This window comes from Streptomyces sp. NPDC088197 (assembly GCF_044741185.1).
GTDB lineage: Bacteria > Actinomycetota > Actinomycetes > Streptomycetales > Streptomycetaceae > Actinacidiphila.
In genome coordinates this window covers 631,211-646,845 of sequence record NZ_JBIUSD010000002.1, presented here as the reverse complement: position 1 = coordinate 646,845, position 15,635 = coordinate 631,211, and the positions used below count along the sequence as shown (strand labels likewise).

Below are 15,635 nucleotides of genomic sequence, written 5' to 3'. Positions count from 1 at the left end.
CTCCCGCCGCCCCTCCCGCGCCCCCCGCCGCCCCTCCCGCGGCCTCCTGCGGCCCCCGCCGGGCCCCCGGACACGCGAAAGCGCCCCGTACGTCTTCATGTACGGGGCGCCGATGCGGTGGGCCAGGCCCTGTGGCGTCGTCAGTCCGCGGGGCGGATGTAGATGCGCTGGCCTATGGCAGCGGCCTGCTGCACGATCTTGTTGACGGCGGAGGCGTCCACGACGGTGCTGTCCACGGCGTTGCCGTTTCGGTCGTCGAGTCGCATGATCTCGAAGCGCATGGGGCTTCTCCCTTCGTCGCTCGTTACATGTGTAGTCAACCAACACCCCCTCGAAAACATTCCCTAGACTAAAGAAACACTTTCTCGATCTAATTACTCACCGGTAAGGCTTGTGCCGTCGGCCCCCGCGCCGCCGGTCCAGAAGGCGATCAGCGCCGCCGCCGTCTCGGCGGGACGCTCGGTGTTCGGCGAGTGCTCCGCGCCCTTGATCACCGCGCGCTCGGCGCCCAGCCGAGTCGCCATCGCGTCCATCCACGACGGCGGCCACACATGGTCGACCTCGCCCGAGATCACCAGCTTCGGCAGCGGCCCGGCCGCGGCCAGCTCGTCCACCCGGTCCGGCTCGTCCATCAACTGCCGTGCGGTGACAGCGAGTTGCTCTGGCAGCGTGGTCACCCAGCGGCGGTGCAGAAACGCCTCGACGGCGGGCGGGGTGTCCGGCTGCTCGCCGTTCTCCGCGTCCATCGACCGCATCGCCTGCCAGACGGCCTCCAGATCCATCACCGGCAGCACATCGATCAACAACTGGGTGCGGGTCTGTTGTTCCTCGGAGATCGCACCCGGACCCGTGCTCATCAGCGTCAACGACGCCCACGCGCCGGGACCTTGGTCGATCACCGCCGCCCGTACGACGAGACCGCCCAGCGAATGGCCCAGCAGATGCACGGGGCCGCCCCCGCCGGCCGCCGCGAGCGCCGCCGTCTGCGCGACCACGTCGGCCGCCAACTCGCCCTGCGCGTAGGCGCTCTCCTCGCGCGGGCCGCCCGACTCGTACTGGCCGCGGCCGTCCACCGCCACCACCCGGAAACCGGCCGCCGACAGCGGGGTGAGCAGCGGGAGGAAGTCCTCCTTGCTGCCGGTGAAGCCGGGCACGAGCAGCGCGGTGCCGCGCGGCGGGGCGTCGGGGGCGGGGGAGGCGTCGAGTACGGCGAAGGATCCGCGGGCCGTCTCCAGCCGATGGGCGGACACGTTCTCCGGCAGATCCAGGGCAGTGGGTCGGCTCATGAACCGAGATTACGCGGTGCATATGTCCGACAGGTTGCCTCCGCCCGATCCCGGTGTCCCCGGCACGCGAACGCCCCCGGCCGAGGGGCCGGGGGCGTTCGTCCGTACGGGTGCGGCGGCGGAGACGGCCGAGGTCAGCCCTCGTCCGCGGCCGTCGCGGCGACCGCCTTGCGGGTACGGCGGCGCGGGGTCTTCGGCGCCTCGTCCCCCGCGGTGGCGGGAGCCGGTACCTCGGCGACCTCGACCGCCGCGGCAGCGGCGGCGGCGGCGGTCTTGCGGGGCGCCCGCTTGCGCACCGGCTTCGGCGCGTCCGCGGTGCTCTCCGCCTCCGGCGCGACCGCGGGTGCGGGCACCTCGGCGGTGACGGCCGTCGCGGCCTTGCGGGTGCGGCGGCGCGGCGTCTTGGGCGCCTCGTCCGCGACCGGGGTGACCGGGGCGGCGGTCTCCTCGGGCTCGCCGTTGAGGATCGAGCGGCGGGCCGGGCGGCGGGCCGCCTTGGGCGCTTCCTCCTCGACCACCGGGGTCACCGCGGCGGGCGCCTCGGCGACCGTCTTGCGGGTGCGGCGGCGCGGCGTCTTGGGCGCCTCTTCGGCGACCGGGGTGACCGGGGCGGCGGTCTCCTCGGGTTCGCCGTTGAGGATCGAGCGGCGGGCCGGGCGGCGGGCGGCCTTGGGCGCCTCCTCCTCGACCACCGGCGTCACCGCGGCGGCGGCCGGAGTCTGCGCACCGACCGGCTCAGCGGCGGCCTTGCGCAGGCGGCGGCGCGGTGCCTTGGGGGCCTCCTCGGCGACCGGAGCGGCGGGGACCGGCTCGACAGCCGTCACCGTCTCCACGGCGACCGCCTCGGGAGCGGCGCCGCGCGTACGGCGACGGCGGCGCGGGGTGCGGGGCGCGGCCACCTCGTCCGTACCGGGCTGGGAGACCGCGACGGCGGACTCCACGGCCTCGGCGCCGACGGCCGACGTGGGGGCCGCACCGGACGCGGCCTCGCCACCGCGGGTGCGGCGGCGCTGGCGCGGGGTGCGCGTACGGGCCGGGCGGTCCTCGACGGGCGCGGCGGCGGGCTTGCCGCCGGCCGGCCGACGGCCGTTGCCGCGGGCGCCGCGGCCACCGGTCTCGCCCAGGTCCTCGACGACCTCGGCGTCGAGACCGGCACGCGTCCGGTCCGCCCGAGGCAGTATCCCCTTCGTGCCGACCGGGATGCCCAGCAGCTCGTAGAGGTGCGGAGACGTCGAGTACGTCTCCTCCGGGTCGTTGAAGGACAGCACCAGCGCCTTGTTGATGAGCTGCCAGCGCGGGATGTCGTCCCAGTCGACCAGCGTGATCGCGATACCCGAGGCGCCCGCGCGGCCGGTGCGGCCGATGCGGTGGAGGTAGGTCTTCTCGTCCTCGGGCGTCTGGTAGTTGATGACGTGCGTGACGCCCTCGACGTCGATACCGCGCGCGGCCACGTCGGTGCAGACCAGCACGTCGACCTTGCCGTTGCGGAACGCCCGCAGCGCCTGCTCGCGCGCGCCCTGGCCGAGGTCGCCGTGGACCGCGCCGGAGGCGAAACCGCGCTTCTCCAACTGCTCGGCGACGTCGGCGGCGGTCCGCTTCGTACGGCAGAAGATCATCGCGAGACCGCGGCCCTCGGCCTGGAGGATGCGCGAGACCAGCTCGACCTTGTCCAGCGAGTGGGCGCGGAAGACGTGCTGCGTGGTGTTCGCGACGGTCGCGCCCTCGTCGTCCGGCGCGGTGGCGCGGATGTGGGTGGGCTGCGACATGTAGCGGCGGGCGAGGTTGATCACGGCGCCGGGCATGGTCGCGGAGAACAGCATCGTCTGCCGCTTGACCGGCAGCATGCCCATGATCTTCTCGACGTCGGGCAGGAAGCCCAGGTCGAGCATCTCGTCGGCCTCGTCCAGGACGAGCGAACGGATGTGCTTGAGATCGAGCTTCTTCTGGCCCGCGAGGTCCAGCAGGCGGCCCGGGGTGCCGACGATCACGTCGACGCCCTTCTTGAGGGCGTCGACCTGCGGCTCGTACGCCCGGCCGCCGTAGATCGCGAGCACGCGTACGTTCCGGACCTTGCCGGCCGTCAGCAGGTCGTTGGTGACCTGCTGGCACAGCTCGCGGGTGGGGACGACGACCAGGGCCTGCGGGGCGTCGGTGAGCCGGTCGGCGGTGGCGCGCCCGGCCTCGACGTCGGCGGTCACGGTGACGCGCTCCAGCAGCGGCAGACCGAAACCGAGGGTCTTGCCCGTGCCGGTCTTGGCCTGGCCGATGACGTCGTTGCCCGCGAGGGCGACCGGGAGCGTCATCTCCTGGATCGGGAAGGGGGTGATGATGCCGACGGCCTCAAGGGCCTCGGCGGTCTCGGCCAGGATGCCGAGACTGCGGAAAGTCGTGGTGGTGGACAGGATGCTTGCCTCTTCTGTGAGACGCGGCACTGTGCGGCGAGGGGGGTCGAGCGGCCGTGTCGCGGAAAAGACGACGCCGGTCACTGACCGCGCAGAGGTGTCGTACAGCCGTGGGCGGCTGTGCAGCGCGGGACCGCTGCCCTCGCTCGTGTCGCGAGTGGGCCCCTCCCGATGTCAGGAGGGCGGTCGGTGTCGGAGCCGATCGGGCCACCGACCGGGCATCCAGGTGTTGCATACGTCGCCCGCCGAGGATCGGAAGCAAGCCGATTTTCGGCGGGTGCAATACCACTCTACCCCGGAAACACGTAGCTGCACCCGATCAAATGTTTCGTTCGGGACGGCACCGGCACGTCATCGGCCTGTCACCGGCCCCGCGAAGATCACCGCACGGGTGCGTACGGGCCGCTCCGACTTGGCTATTGTGCCCAGCATGGAGACGCCTGACGAGAACACCACGCCCGCCACCGGAATCGCCGCCCAGGACTGGACCGCCGCGTCCGCGGACCCGCAGTACCGGGCCGCCGTCGTCGATCTGCTCGGGGCCCTGGCGTACGGCGAGCTGGCCGCTTTCGAACGGCTCGCGGACGACGCCAAACTCGCGCCGACCCTGGAGGACAAGGCGGAGCTGGCCGCGATGGCCGCCGCCGAATTCCACCACTTCGAGCGGCTGCGCGACCGGCTCACCGAGATCGGCGAGTCGGCGAACAAGGCGATGCAGCCCTTCGGCGCCGCGCTCGACGAATTCCACCGGCAGACCGCGCCCTCGGACTGGCTCGAAGGGCTCGTCAAGGCGTACGTCGGCGACTCCATCGCCTCCGACTTCTACCGCGAGGTCGCCGCCCGGCTCGACACCGATACGCGCACGCTGGTGCTCGCGGTCCTGGACGACACCGGGCACGCGACCTTCGCCGTGGAGAAGGTGCGCGCGGCCATCGCCGCCGAGCCGCGCGTCGGCGGGCGGCTCGCGCTATGGGCGCGGCGGCTGATGGGCGAGGCCCTGTCGCAGGCGCAGCGGGTGGTCGCCGACCGCGACGCGCTGTCCACCATGCTCGTCGGCGGGGTCGCCGACGGCTTCGACCTCGCGGAGGTCGGACGGATGTTCTCGCGGATCACCGAGGCGCACACCAAGCGGATGGCCGCGCTGGGCCTGGCCGCGTAACACCGCGTAACGCCTCACCGCGAAACGCTCCGCCCCGTCACGGCCGGTCCCGTCACGGCCGGTCCCGTCACGACTCCTGAGGACGCCGGTGGCCGCGTCAGACGCTCGACGCGGTCACTTTGGCGTGGCGGCCACGCTTCGGCGGGCGGGCCAGGACGCTCAGCATGGCCGCCCCCACCGCCAGCGCGGCGGGCAGCGTCGCCTCCGGGTGGCCGGGGCCGACGATCGTGCGGGTGACGAGGCCGCCGAGCAGCGCGGCGATCGGTCCTGTGGCCAGCAGCAGCGGACTCAACGGGAGCCGGAGCGGGAAGAGGCGGGCGGCGGCGTAGGCGGCGCCGAGCCCGAGGGCGACGTAGGCGACGGCTTCCCAGAGCATCGTGATCCCTTTCCGGTGGTACGGCTGGTACGGACCGGTGCGCTCTGGTCCTACCCCTGTGGAGGCCGGGACAAAACGAAGGGCGGCAACCGGTTGCACCGGTTGCCGCCCTTTCGGCCCCTTTCAGGGCCGGACGTTCAGAGCGAAGCGCCGAAACCGACCTTGCGGGCGGACGGCTCGCCGATCTCCACGTACGCGAGCCGGTCGGCGGGGATCAGGACCTTGCGGCCGTGCTCATCCGTCAGACTCAGCAGCTTCGAGGCGCCGGACAGCGCGTCGGCGACGGCCTGCTCGACCTCCGCGACGGACTGCGCGCTCTCGATGTTGATCTCGCGCGGCGCGTGCTGCACGCCGATCTTGACCTCCACGGCTTGGATACCTCCGATGGTCTGGCGGTGTGCGCGGTTGGTTTCGCGCCGTACGCAGCAAAGACTAGCCCGGAGCGGCCGGTGGAAATCCGTACCTCGGCAACGCCGTGAGCGAACAGGCCCGGGGCGACGCGGACGGGCGGCGGGGCACCGCCTCAGTGGTGGCCCTCCGCGCCGTGCAGCGGGAATCCGGCGATACCGCGCCAGGCCAGGGAGGTCAGCAGGTCCACCGCGGTGTCGCGCGGCACGGTGCTCTTGCTCGCCAGCCAGTAGCGGGCGACGACCTGGGAGACACCGCCGAGGCCGACGGCCAGCAGCATCGACTGGTCGCGGGAGAGCCCGGTGTCCTCCGCGATGACCTCGCTGATCGCCTCGGCGCACTGGAGCGAGACCTTGTCGACGCGCTCGCGGACCGCGGGCTCGTTGGTCAGGTCGGACTCGAAGACCAGCCGGAAGGCGCCGCCCTCGTCCTCGACGTACGCGAAGTACGCGTCCATGGTGGCCTCGACGCGCTTCTTGTTGTCCGTGGTGGACGCCAGCGCGGTCCGTACCGAGTGCAGCAGGGACTCGCAGTGCTGGTCGAGCAGCGCGAGGTAGAGCTCCAGCTTGCCGGGGAAGTGCTGGTAGAGCACGGGCTTGCTCACGCCGGCCCGCTCGGCGATGTCGTCCATCGCGGCCGAGTGGTAACCCTGCGCCACGAAGACTTCCTGGGCCGCGCCCAGCAATTGTTCACGTCGGGCCCGGCGGGGCAGGCGTGTGCCGCGCGGCCTCGCCTGAGCTTGCTCGATGGCTGTCACGCCGCCTCCCAAATCTGAAGTGAGGAACGATAGAACACTGCGATGGCCATCGTACTTTTCAGTAACGACCCTGTGCGCCGTGCGGTCGCACATTCTCACTACCTGGAACCTCCGCGCGAGAGCGCCTGCGGAATCCGTCGGTGAGCGGCGACCGTCAGCGGTAGTCGTCCTCGTCCGGCGCGACGACCCTGCGCTGCTCCGCCGCGTCGGCCGGATCGGCCTCTTCCACCTGGTGGGAGGGGCGCGCGATGATCGGTTCGTCGTGCTGCTGGAGCAGTTCCGCGTGCTGTTCCGCGGTGTCGGCCTCCGGCGCTTCCAGATCCAGATCGGTGTCGCGGGCGATCTGGGCGGCGTCGAATTCGTCGGCCTCACGCTCGAAGCGTTCGATGTCCCCGCTACCGTTCCCGGTGTTCTCGGACATGGCCCCTCCTTCTCTTGCCTCACCCTTGAGCCTAGGCGGCCGGGCAGGCGCGTGCATGGCGGCTTCCCGGCCGCGGTGTGCGGCGCGCGCCCCTCGGAGCGCGTGGCGGCTTCCGGCCCTTGCGGAGGTTCTTGTGACCGCGAACACGCGGTCGTACGCGTGATCGTCTCGTAACATTCATCCATGCCCTCGACCGACGTTCCCCAGACGGCCGCAGAACCGGCGGTCGTACTCCCGCCCGGGCCGCGGCTCGCCCCGGGGGAATCGGTGCACACGGCGAGCCTGCCCGGCCTCACCCTGGTGGTCAGATCGCGCGGTACGGACGGGCCGGGGACGGCGCCCGCGCTCTTCGTGCACGGCCTCGGCGGCTCCTCGCAGAACTGGTCGGCGCTGATGGCCGCGCTGGCCGACCGGGTCGCGGGACAGGCGCTGGACCTGCCGGGATTCGGCCATTCCCCGCCGCCCGACGACGGCGACTACTCGATTCCGGGGCACGCGCGGGCGGTGGTCCGGCTGCTGGAGGCCGAGCGGCGCGGCCCGGTCCACCTCTTCGGGAATTCGCTGGGCGGCGCGGTGGCCGTCAAGGTCGCCGCCGCCCGGCCGGACCTGGTCCGCACCCTCACCCTGGTCTCGCCCGCGCTCCCCGAGCTGCCGCCGCAGCGCACCGCCTGGCCCACCGGGCTGCTCTCGGTGCCCGGCGTCCCCGCGCTGTATCTGCGCGCGACGAGGAACTGGCCGGCCGAGCGCAGGACCCAGGAGCTGCTGGCGCTCTGTTACGGCGACCCGGGGGTGGTCGGCGAGCAGGCCCGCGCCGACGCGGTCGCCGAATACCAGCGGCGGATCGAACTGCCGTATTTCTGGGACGTCATGGTGCGTTCCACCCGTGGGATCGTGGACGCGTACACGCTCGGTGGCCAGCATTCGCTGTGGCGGCAGGCGGAGCGCGTCCTCGCCCCTACGCTGCTCGTGTACGGAGGCCGGGACAAGCTCGTCTCGGTCAAGGTCGCCCGCCGGGCGGCCAGGGCTTTCCGCGATTCCCGGCTGTTGGTCATCCCCGACGGCGGCCATGTGGCGATGATGGAGCACCCCGAGCTGGTGGCCCGGGGCTTCCGCGATCTCCAGGACGAGGTCGCGGAAGCCGAGGACGACGGCCGGGGCCGTACGGACGCGGGGCCCGCCGGCGCCGAGGCGACCGGGAGCTGATCGAGGACGTGGGTGGGCGACGTGGGTAAGCACAGCGCGCGGGACGGCCAGGACGGCCGTGACAACGGCATTCCGGGCGCGCCCGGAATGCCGGGCGTCCCAGGACCCCTGCGGCCCGGCGTCCCCGGCAGCGGGCGCCGCCGCCGCGGTCCAGGACCGCTGTCCGGCCACGACACGGGGAGCTTCCCGCAGTACCGGCCGCAGGACCACGGCGGTCCGGCGCCCGCCCACCCCGAGCACCGCGAGCACACCGCGTGGGGCCCGGCCGACGACTGGGCGGCCGACACCGGCCGCTACTCCGGGCCGCCGCGCACCCGCGAGCTGCCCTTCGACCTCGTCGACGAGTGGGCGGAGGACTGGGAGGCGTACGACACCGCGTCCGCGCTGAGCTCCCCGCCCGCGGGCCCCGCGCTCGGCCAGGGGCAGGGCCCGTACGCCCGGCACGCGCAGGCGCCCGGCCCCGGCCAGATGCAGGCGCCGGGCCGGCTGATCCCGCGCCCGCGACAGGAATTCCTCGACGCCTTCGGACCGCAGGAGCCGGAAGGGCCCGCGGACCCGCCGCCCGGCGGCCCGGCCGCCGGGCCCGAGCCGGACCCGGAGCCGGAGGCGGACACGGGCACGGCCGTGGACACCAAGTCCGGCGGCAAGGGGCGCACGCTCAGCGGGATCGCCGCCGCGGCCGTCGTCACGGTGCTCGCCGTGGTGGTCGCGGGACAGGTCGGCGGAAGTGAGAAACGGCACAGCGAGGACAGCGGCAAGGACACCGCGACGCGCTCGGCGGCCGACGAGGCGTCGCGCTCGCAGGACCGCGCGCCCGGTGCCGCGAGCCCGCCCGCGGGGGCCCCGGCGGCGACGCCCGCCGCCGCCACGTACGACGAGCTGATGGCCAAGCTGTACCCGCTGGACCCGGACCTGAGGCTGTCCGGCGCCTTCAGCACGGTCGGCGGCCACCAGGCCGCGCCGGGCAGGGGCAAGGTCATGCGCTTCCGGGTGGACGTCGAGCGCGGGCTGCCGCTGAACGCGCAGCTCTTCAGCGACACCGTCTTCAAGACCCTGAACGACAGCCGGAGTTGGGGTCACGGCGGACAGATGTCCTTCGAGCGGGTCTCAACCGGCCCCGCGGACATCGTCATTACGCTCGCCAGTCCCGGCACCACCGCGAAGTGGTGCGCGAAGTCCGGTCTGGACACGACAGTTGAGAACGTGTCATGTGACTCCGCGTCAACTCCGCGCACGATGATCAACGCCTACCGATGGGCGCAGGGCGCCAGTACATTCGGCGCCGCGCGGGTGCACGAGTACCGGCAGATGCTGATCAACCACGAGGTCGGGCACCGTCTCGGGCACAGCCACGTCGGCTGTCCCAAGGAGGGCGCCCCGGCCCCGGTGATGATGCAGCAGACCAAATTCCTGTCGCTCGACGGCGGCCCCACCTGCAAGCCGAACGCGTGGCCGTACCCGTAGGCGGAGCCGTCCGCATCCCGTAGGCGCGGACCCGCTCAGCGGTGCAATCCATAAGTGATCGTTTGAGATCGTATTGATCTGGCTTTGACAATTGGTGTCGCGTCGCTGCACGCTTCTGTCCATGCAGCACCACCACGCACATCCGTATGCACGCGCCGGCATCGAGCTGGCGCTCATCGGCGTGGCCGCGCACTGCGTCGCCGACGTTCACTGTCGCTGACCGCATCCAGCCCCACCGCGTAGAGGCCCGGCCGCCGTCCCAGGACGGCGTCTCCTCCGCCACGGGCTGCTCCGGCCGGACCCTTCGGTCCCGCACGTCACGACCCGTTTCCGCTTTTTCGCGCGCACCGCTGTGCGCGCCCTTCCTCGCTGCCGCGAAAGGTTCCTCTGATGCGTCAACTGTCCTCCACATCCCGCCGCATAGGCGTGATCGCCGTCGGTCTGGCCCTTGCCGGAGGGGCCGTCGCCTGCGGTCCCAAGAACGGTGACGACGCCAAGGCGGGCGGCGACGGCAAGCCGGGCAAGGGCGGCACGCTGTACGTCCTGAACAACCAGGCGCAGGAGAACTTCGACCCCGCCCGGCTCTACACCTCCGGCGGCGGCAACGTGCCGTCGCTGGTCTACCGGACGCTCACCACCCGCAACCGCGCCGACGGCGCCGCGGGCGCCAAGGTCGTCCCCGACCTGGCGACCACCACCGGCGAGCCCAGCGAGGACGCCACGGTGTGGACGTACCACCTCAAGGACGGCCTGAAGTACGAGGACGGCTCGCCCATCACCACCGCCGACATCAAGTACGACATCGAGCGGTCCTTCGCCGCCGAGCTGTCCGGCGGCGCGCCCTACCTGCGGGACTGGCTGGTCGGCGCGGCCGACTACCAGGGCCCGTACAAGGACCCCAAGGGCCTGTCCTCGATCGAGACGCCCGACGCGAAGACCATCGTCTTCCACCTGAACAAGCCCGAGGGCGAATTCCCGCTGCTCGCCACGCAGACCTCCTTCGCGCCGGTGCCCAAGGCCAAGGACACCGGCACCAAATACGCGGCGCACCCGGTCTCCTCCGGCCCGTACAAGGTGGTCAGCAACGAGAACAACGGCGAGCACCTGGTGCTGAAGCGCAACCCCAACTGGTCGGCCGCCACCGACGACCAGCGCAAGGCGTACCCCGACACCATCGACGTGCAGTCCGGCCTCGACCAGGCCGTGATCAACCAGCGTCTGTCGGCGGGCGTCGGCAAGGACGCGGACGCGGTCACCACCGACACCAACCTCGGCCCGGCCGAGCTGGCCAAGGTGACCGGCGACAAGAACCTCGCCCAGCGGGTCGGCACCGGGCACTTCGGCTACACCGACTACATCGCCTTCAACCCGAAGGTGAAGCCGTTCGACAACATCAAGGTCCGGCAGGCCATCGCGTACGCGATCAACCGCACCACGGTGATCAACGCGCAGGGCGGCTCGTCGCTCAACGACCCGGCCACCACCTTCCTGCCCGCGCAGGCGTCCTTCGGCTACACCGCCTACGACCCGTTCCCCGCGGGCAAGACCGGTGACCCGGCCAAGGCCAAGGAGCTGCTGAAGGAGGCCGGTTACCCCAACGGCCTGACCGTCTCGCTCACCCATGACGTCACCAAGGGCGACGAGCAGGGCCCCGAGGTCGCCACCGCCGTCCAGGAGGCGCTCAAGGCGGCCGGGATCACCGTCAAGCTCGACGGCCAGGAGCACGCGGCCTTCTCCGACAAGATCCACACCCTGAAGACCGAGCCCGGCTTCTTCCTCACCGGCTGGGGCGCGGACTGGCCGTCCGGCGGCCCCTTCCTCGGCCCGATCTTCGACGGCCGCCAGATCGTCAAGGACGGCGCCAACTTCAACAACGCGCAGCTCGACGACCCGGCCGTGAACAACGAGATCGACCAGATCAACAAGATCACCGACCTCAAGGCCGCCGCCGTCCGCTGGGGCGCGCTGGACAAGAGGATCGGCGAGCAGGCGCTCACCGTGCCGCTCTTCCACCCCGTCTACAAGCGGCTGTTCGGCAAGAACATCAAGAACGTCGTGATCAGCGACTGGACCGGTGTGCTGGACATCTCGCAGGCCGCGGTGAAGTAGTCCGTGACCGTCGAAGCACTCTCGGCCGTCTCGGCCGCCGGGGAGGGCGCCGCCACCGCGGCGCCCCCCTCCGGGGCCCGGCAGATCTGGCGGCGGCTGCGCGGACAGCGCGCGGCCCTCGTCGGCGGCGCCGTCATCGTCCTGTTCGTCCTGGTCGCGGTGGCGGCCCCGCTGCTCGCCGCGCTCGAAGGGCAGGACACCACCACCTACCACGCCGACCTGGTCGACTCCGCGGCCGGCGGCGTACCGGTCGGCACCTTCGGCGGGGTCTCCGGCAGCCACTGGCTCGGCCTCGAACCCGGCACCGGACGCGACCTGTTCGCCCGGCTCGTCTACGGCTCGCGGATCTCGCTCGTCGTGGCCCTCGGCGCCACCGTCCTCCAGGTCGCGCTCGGCGTGGCCCTCGGCCTGGGCGCGGGCCTGGGCAACCGGTTCCTCGACAGCGTGCTCAGCCGGATCACCGACGTCTTCGTCACCATGCCCGCGCTGATCTTCGCCATCGCGCTGCTCGCGGTCGTCCCCGACGGCTTCCCGCGGCCCGTGCTGCTGATGCTGGTCCTCGGGCTGCTCGCCTGGGGCGGCATCGCGAAGATCGTCCGCGCGCAGGTGCTCACCCTCAAGTCCCTCGACTACGTGGCCGCTTCACGGCTCGCGGGCTCCAGCCGGTGGCGGACCGCGCGCCGCGAACTGCTGCCCGCGCTCGTCGCGCCCGTCGTCACCTACGCGGCGATCCTGCTGCCCTCCAACATCGTCTCCGAGGCGGGCCTGTCCTTCCTCGGCATCGGCGTCACCCCGCCCACCCCCTCCTGGGGCCAGATGCTCTCCAGCGCCTCGACCTGGTACCAGGCCGACTCCGCGTACGTCCTGCTGCCCGCCCTGCTGCTCTTCGTGACCGTGCTCGCCTTCACCGTCTTCGCGGACGGTGTGCGGACGGCCCTGGACCCGCGGGTCGCCAGCAGGCTGCGGGTGGGGACGGGACGGAAGTCGGCGAAGGCGGACGCTTCTTCGGACACGGCTTCCTCGGACACGGGTCCGACGGTGGCGGGTCCGAGGGGCACGGCTTCTTCGGACACGGCCGCGACGGATACGGCTGGCCGCGCCTCGGACGCCGAGGCGGTGGACGGCGCGTGATCCGCTTCCTCGGGCGGCGGCTCTTCCAGGCCCTCGTCGTCCTCCTCGTCCTGGCCGCCGTGCTCTACGCGTGCTTCTACCTCGCGCCCGGCGACGCGGCCCGGCTGGCCTGCGGCCCCAAGTGCTCGACCGCGCAGATCGTGCAGATCCGCGGCCAGATGGGCCTCGACGACCCGGTGTACGTGCAGTTCTGGCACTTCCTCAGCGGCATCGTCGCCGGTCACGACTACAGCACCGGCACCGATGTGCTGCACTGCCCGGCGCCCTGCCTCGGCCAGTCGTACCGCACCGGCGAACTCGTCACGTCGATGGTCGGCGAGAAGCTGCCCGCCACCGCGTCGCTCGCCTTCGGCGCGATGGTGCTGTGGCTGGTCATCGGCGTCGGCACCGGCCTGCTGTCCGCGCTGCGGCGCGGCACCGTCACCGAACGTGCCCTGACCGGCTTCACGTTGGTCGGCACGGCGACCCCGGTGTTCATCACGGGCATCCTGCTGCTCCTGCTCTTCTGCTCCTGGCTCCAGTGGCTGCCGTACCCCTCGTACGTCCCGCTCACCGAGGACCCGCAGCAGTGGGCGTGGAATCTGCTGCTGGCCTGGCTCGCGCTCGCCCTGGTCGAGGCCGCCAAGTACGCCCGGCTGACCCGCAGTTCGATGCTGGAGACGCTGGCGGAGGACCACATCCGCACCTTCCGCGCGTACGGCGTCAGCGAGCGGGCCATCGTCGTACGGCACGCGCTGCGGGGCGCGCTGACCCCGGTGATCGCGCTGTCCGCGCTGGACCTCGGCACGATGTTCGGCGGCGCGCTGCTCACCGAGACGCTGTTCAACATCCCCGGACTCGGGCAGCAGCTCGTGCAGTCCGTACAGATCAAGGACGTGCCGGTGGTGGTCGGGATCGTGCTGGTCATGGGCCTGGCCGTCGTCGTGGCCAACGCTGTCGCCGACGTGCTGTACGCGGTGGCCGACCGACGGGTGGTACTGGCATGACCGGGCAACTCACCGACCTGGGAGCCCCGTTGGTGGAGGTCGCGGGACTGCGGATCGAATTCCCCACCGAGGGCGGGGCCGTACGGGCCGTCGACGGGCTGGACTTCACGCTCGGCGCGGGCGGCGCGCTCGGGCTCGTCGGCGAGTCGGGCTCCGGCAAGAGCGCGACCGCGTACGCCCTGCTCGGCCTGCACCGCGGTACGGGCGCGCGGGTCTCCGGGACCGTACGGGTCGCCGGGACCGACGTACTCGGCGCGGACGACGCCGAGTTGCGCGAGCTGCGCGGCGGGGCCGCCGCCATGGTCTTCCAGGACCCGCTGTCCTCGCTCGACCCCTACTACGCCATCGGCGACCAGATCGCCGAGGTCTACCGGGTGCACCACCGCGGCTCGCGCGCCGCGGCGCGGGCCCGCGCCGTCGAGGTCCTGGACCGCGTCGGCATCCCCGACGCCGCTCGCCGGTCCCGCTCCCGGCCGCACGAGTTCAGCGGCGGCATGCGCCAACGCGCCCTGATCGCGATGGCGTTGGCGTGCGAGCCGCGCCTGCTCATCGCCGACGAGCCCACGACGGCTCTCGACGTCACCGTCCAGGCCCAGATCCTCGACCTGCTGCACGAACTGCGGGCCGAGACCGGCATGGGGCTGCTGCTCGTCACCCACGACCTGGGCGTCGTCGCCGGGAGCGTCGACGACATCCTCGTCATGCGGGACGGCGCCGCCGTCGAACGCGGTCCGGTCGCCGAGGTGCTGGCCGCCCCGGCGCACGCCTACACGCGGGCGCTGCTGTCGGCGGTGCCCCGGATCGACCCGCGGCCGACGGACGGCGGGGAGCCGGGCGCGGCTCCCGCGCCCGTGGGCGCGGCGACACCACGCGGACGCGGCGCGCGTACGGGCACGGCCGAAGAGCCCGGCGCCGAGCCCCTGCTGGAAGCGGTCGCGCTGCGGCGGGAGTTCGGCAAGGGACGGCAGCGGCTCACGGCCGTGGACGACGTGTCGCTCCAGGTCAGGGCCGGGGAGACGCTCGGCATCGTGGGCGAGAGCGGCAGCGGCAAGACGACGCTCGGGCGGATGCTCGTGCGGCTGCTCGACCCGAGCGCGGGCGAGATCCGCTACCGGGGCCGGGAGATCGGCGGGCTGGGGGACAAGGCGCTGCGCCCGCTGCGGCGCGACCTGCAAATGGTCTTCCAGGACCCGGTCTCCTCGCTCAACCCGCGCCGCAGCATCGGCGAGTCCATCGCGGACCCGCTGCGGGCGGCGGGCGAGCTGAGCGACAAGGCCGTCGTCGGCCGGGTGAAGGAACTGCTGGAGCGGGTCGGCCTCGACCCGGAGTGGTACCACAGGTACCCGCACGAGTTCAGCGGCGGGCAGCGCCAACGCGTCGGTATCGCACGGGCCCTGGCGCCCGAGCCGAAGCTCATCGTGTGCGACGAGCCGGTCTCCGCGCTGGACGTCACCACGCAGGCGCAGGTCGTCGCGCTGCTCGCGGAACTCCGCCGCGACCTCGGCCTGTCGCTGGTCTTCATCGCCCACGACCTCGCCGTGGTACGGCAGGTGAGCGACCGCGTCGCGGTGATGCGCGGCGGCCGGATCGTGGAGTCCGGCACGGTCGACGAGGTCTACGACGCGCCTCAGGACCCGTACACCAAGGGCCTGTTGGCGGCCGTCCCGGTGCTGGACCCGGCCGAATCCGCGGCCCGCAGGGCGGACCGCAGGGAACTGCGGAGCGTGATGGTGACCGCACCTTAGGTCACATCAACGCGTGGCAGTGTGAGAAGTTACGCCCGTTCACCCCTTTTGGTGGGGGGGGGGGGCCCCCCCCCCCCCCCCCCCCCCCCCCCCCCCAAAAAACCCCCCCCCCCCCCCCCCCCGGGAGTGGTGTAAGAGCACGCCCAACCCCGGCCCCCCCCCCCCCCCCCCAACCACCCCCCCATGGG

General features: G+C 72.4%; 15 protein-coding genes. 8 read left to right on the top strand and 7 right to left on the bottom strand.

Going from position 1 to position 15,635, the window contains the following annotated elements:
* Positions 1-140: 140 nt before the first annotated feature.
* The 3 genes from ACIOC1_RS07525 to ACIOC1_RS07515 all read right to left on the bottom strand — a co-directional run bounded on the left by ACIOC1_RS07525 (position 141) and on the right by ACIOC1_RS07515 (position 3,589).
* The gene (locus tag ACIOC1_RS07525) at positions 141-281 is read right to left on the bottom strand and encodes a hypothetical protein (RefSeq protein WP_355348600.1); all 141 of its coding nucleotides are present in this window, start codon (positions 279-281) and stop codon (positions 141-143) included.
* 93 nt (positions 282-374) lie between these two features.
* Entirely contained in the window at positions 375-1,286 is a 912-nt protein-coding gene (locus ACIOC1_RS07520; RefSeq protein WP_391161642.1) for an alpha/beta fold hydrolase, read from the bottom strand.
* Positions 1,287-1,420: 134 nt separating this feature from the next.
* Positions 1,421-3,589 carry a DEAD/DEAH box helicase gene (locus ACIOC1_RS07515; protein ID WP_401852784.1) on the bottom strand — a complete coding sequence of 723 codons (2,169 nt, stop codon included), beginning with the start codon at positions 3,587-3,589 and terminating at the stop codon, positions 1,421-1,423.
* 529 nt (positions 3,590-4,118) lie between these two features.
* On the opposite strand from ACIOC1_RS07515, the gene ACIOC1_RS07510 reads away from it, so the two are divergent.
* A complete protein-coding gene (locus tag ACIOC1_RS07510) occupies positions 4,119-4,847 on the top strand; it encodes a ferritin-like fold-containing protein (protein ID WP_355348606.1) in 729 nt (242 codons plus the stop codon).
* A 97-nt stretch (positions 4,848-4,944) separates the two neighbouring features.
* Here ACIOC1_RS07510 and ACIOC1_RS07505 read toward each other — a convergent pair whose 3' ends face one another.
* The 4 genes from ACIOC1_RS07505 to ACIOC1_RS07490 all read right to left on the bottom strand — a co-directional run bounded on the left by ACIOC1_RS07505 (position 4,945) and on the right by ACIOC1_RS07490 (position 6,809).
* Positions 4,945-5,223 (bottom strand): hypothetical protein, encoded by a 279-nt coding sequence (locus tag ACIOC1_RS07505; RefSeq protein WP_355348609.1) that lies wholly within the window; start codon positions 5,221-5,223, stop codon positions 4,945-4,947.
* A gap of 137 nt (positions 5,224-5,360) precedes the next feature.
* Positions 5,361-5,591, bottom strand: coding sequence for a DUF3107 domain-containing protein (locus ACIOC1_RS07500; protein WP_188281577.1), 231 nt, complete (start codon positions 5,589-5,591; stop codon positions 5,361-5,363).
* A gap of 155 nt (positions 5,592-5,746) precedes the next feature.
* Positions 5,747-6,388 (bottom strand): TetR/AcrR family transcriptional regulator, encoded by a 642-nt coding sequence (locus ACIOC1_RS07495; protein ID WP_355348614.1) that lies wholly within the window; start codon positions 6,386-6,388, stop codon positions 5,747-5,749.
* Positions 6,389-6,542: 154 nt separating this feature from the next.
* Positions 6,543-6,809, bottom strand: a complete 267-nt coding sequence (locus ACIOC1_RS07490; protein ID WP_355348617.1) for a hypothetical protein — start codon at positions 6,807-6,809, stop codon at positions 6,543-6,545.
* Between the two features lie 183 nt (positions 6,810-6,992).
* Between ACIOC1_RS07490 and ACIOC1_RS07485 the strand changes: the two genes are divergently transcribed.
* The 7 genes from ACIOC1_RS07485 to ACIOC1_RS07455 all read left to right on the top strand — a co-directional run bounded on the left by ACIOC1_RS07485 (position 6,993) and on the right by ACIOC1_RS07455 (position 15,447).
* On the top strand, positions 6,993-8,012 hold the full coding sequence (locus ACIOC1_RS07485) for an alpha/beta hydrolase (RefSeq protein WP_355348620.1): 1,020 nt from the start codon (positions 6,993-6,995) through the stop codon (positions 8,010-8,012).
* Between the two features lie 21 nt (positions 8,013-8,033).
* Positions 8,034-9,476 carry a DUF3152 domain-containing protein gene (locus tag ACIOC1_RS07480; RefSeq protein WP_401852532.1) on the top strand — a complete coding sequence of 481 codons (1,443 nt, stop codon included), beginning with the start codon at positions 8,034-8,036 and terminating at the stop codon, positions 9,474-9,476.
* 121 nt (positions 9,477-9,597) lie between these two features.
* Positions 9,598-9,696 (top strand): Ms4533A family Cys-rich leader peptide, encoded by a 99-nt coding sequence (locus tag ACIOC1_RS07475; protein WP_355348626.1) that lies wholly within the window; start codon positions 9,598-9,600, stop codon positions 9,694-9,696.
* A gap of 170 nt (positions 9,697-9,866) precedes the next feature.
* A complete protein-coding gene (locus ACIOC1_RS07470) occupies positions 9,867-11,585 on the top strand; it encodes an ABC transporter substrate-binding protein (protein ID WP_401852530.1) in 1,719 nt (572 codons plus the stop codon).
* Between the two features lie 3 nt (positions 11,586-11,588).
* The gene (locus ACIOC1_RS07465; protein ID WP_401852527.1) at positions 11,589-12,716 is read left to right on the top strand and encodes an ABC transporter permease; all 1,128 of its coding nucleotides are present in this window, start codon (positions 11,589-11,591) and stop codon (positions 12,714-12,716) included.
* A complete protein-coding gene (locus ACIOC1_RS07460; protein WP_355348635.1) occupies positions 12,713-13,702 on the top strand; it encodes an ABC transporter permease in 990 nt (329 codons plus the stop codon). Before ACIOC1_RS07465 ends, ACIOC1_RS07460 begins: the two co-directional genes overlap by 4 nt.
* On the top strand, positions 13,699-15,447 hold the full coding sequence (locus ACIOC1_RS07455; protein WP_401852524.1) for a dipeptide ABC transporter ATP-binding protein: 1,749 nt from the start codon (positions 13,699-13,701) through the stop codon (positions 15,445-15,447). Before ACIOC1_RS07460 ends, ACIOC1_RS07455 begins: the two co-directional genes overlap by 4 nt.
* Positions 15,448-15,635: the final 188 nt, after the last annotated feature.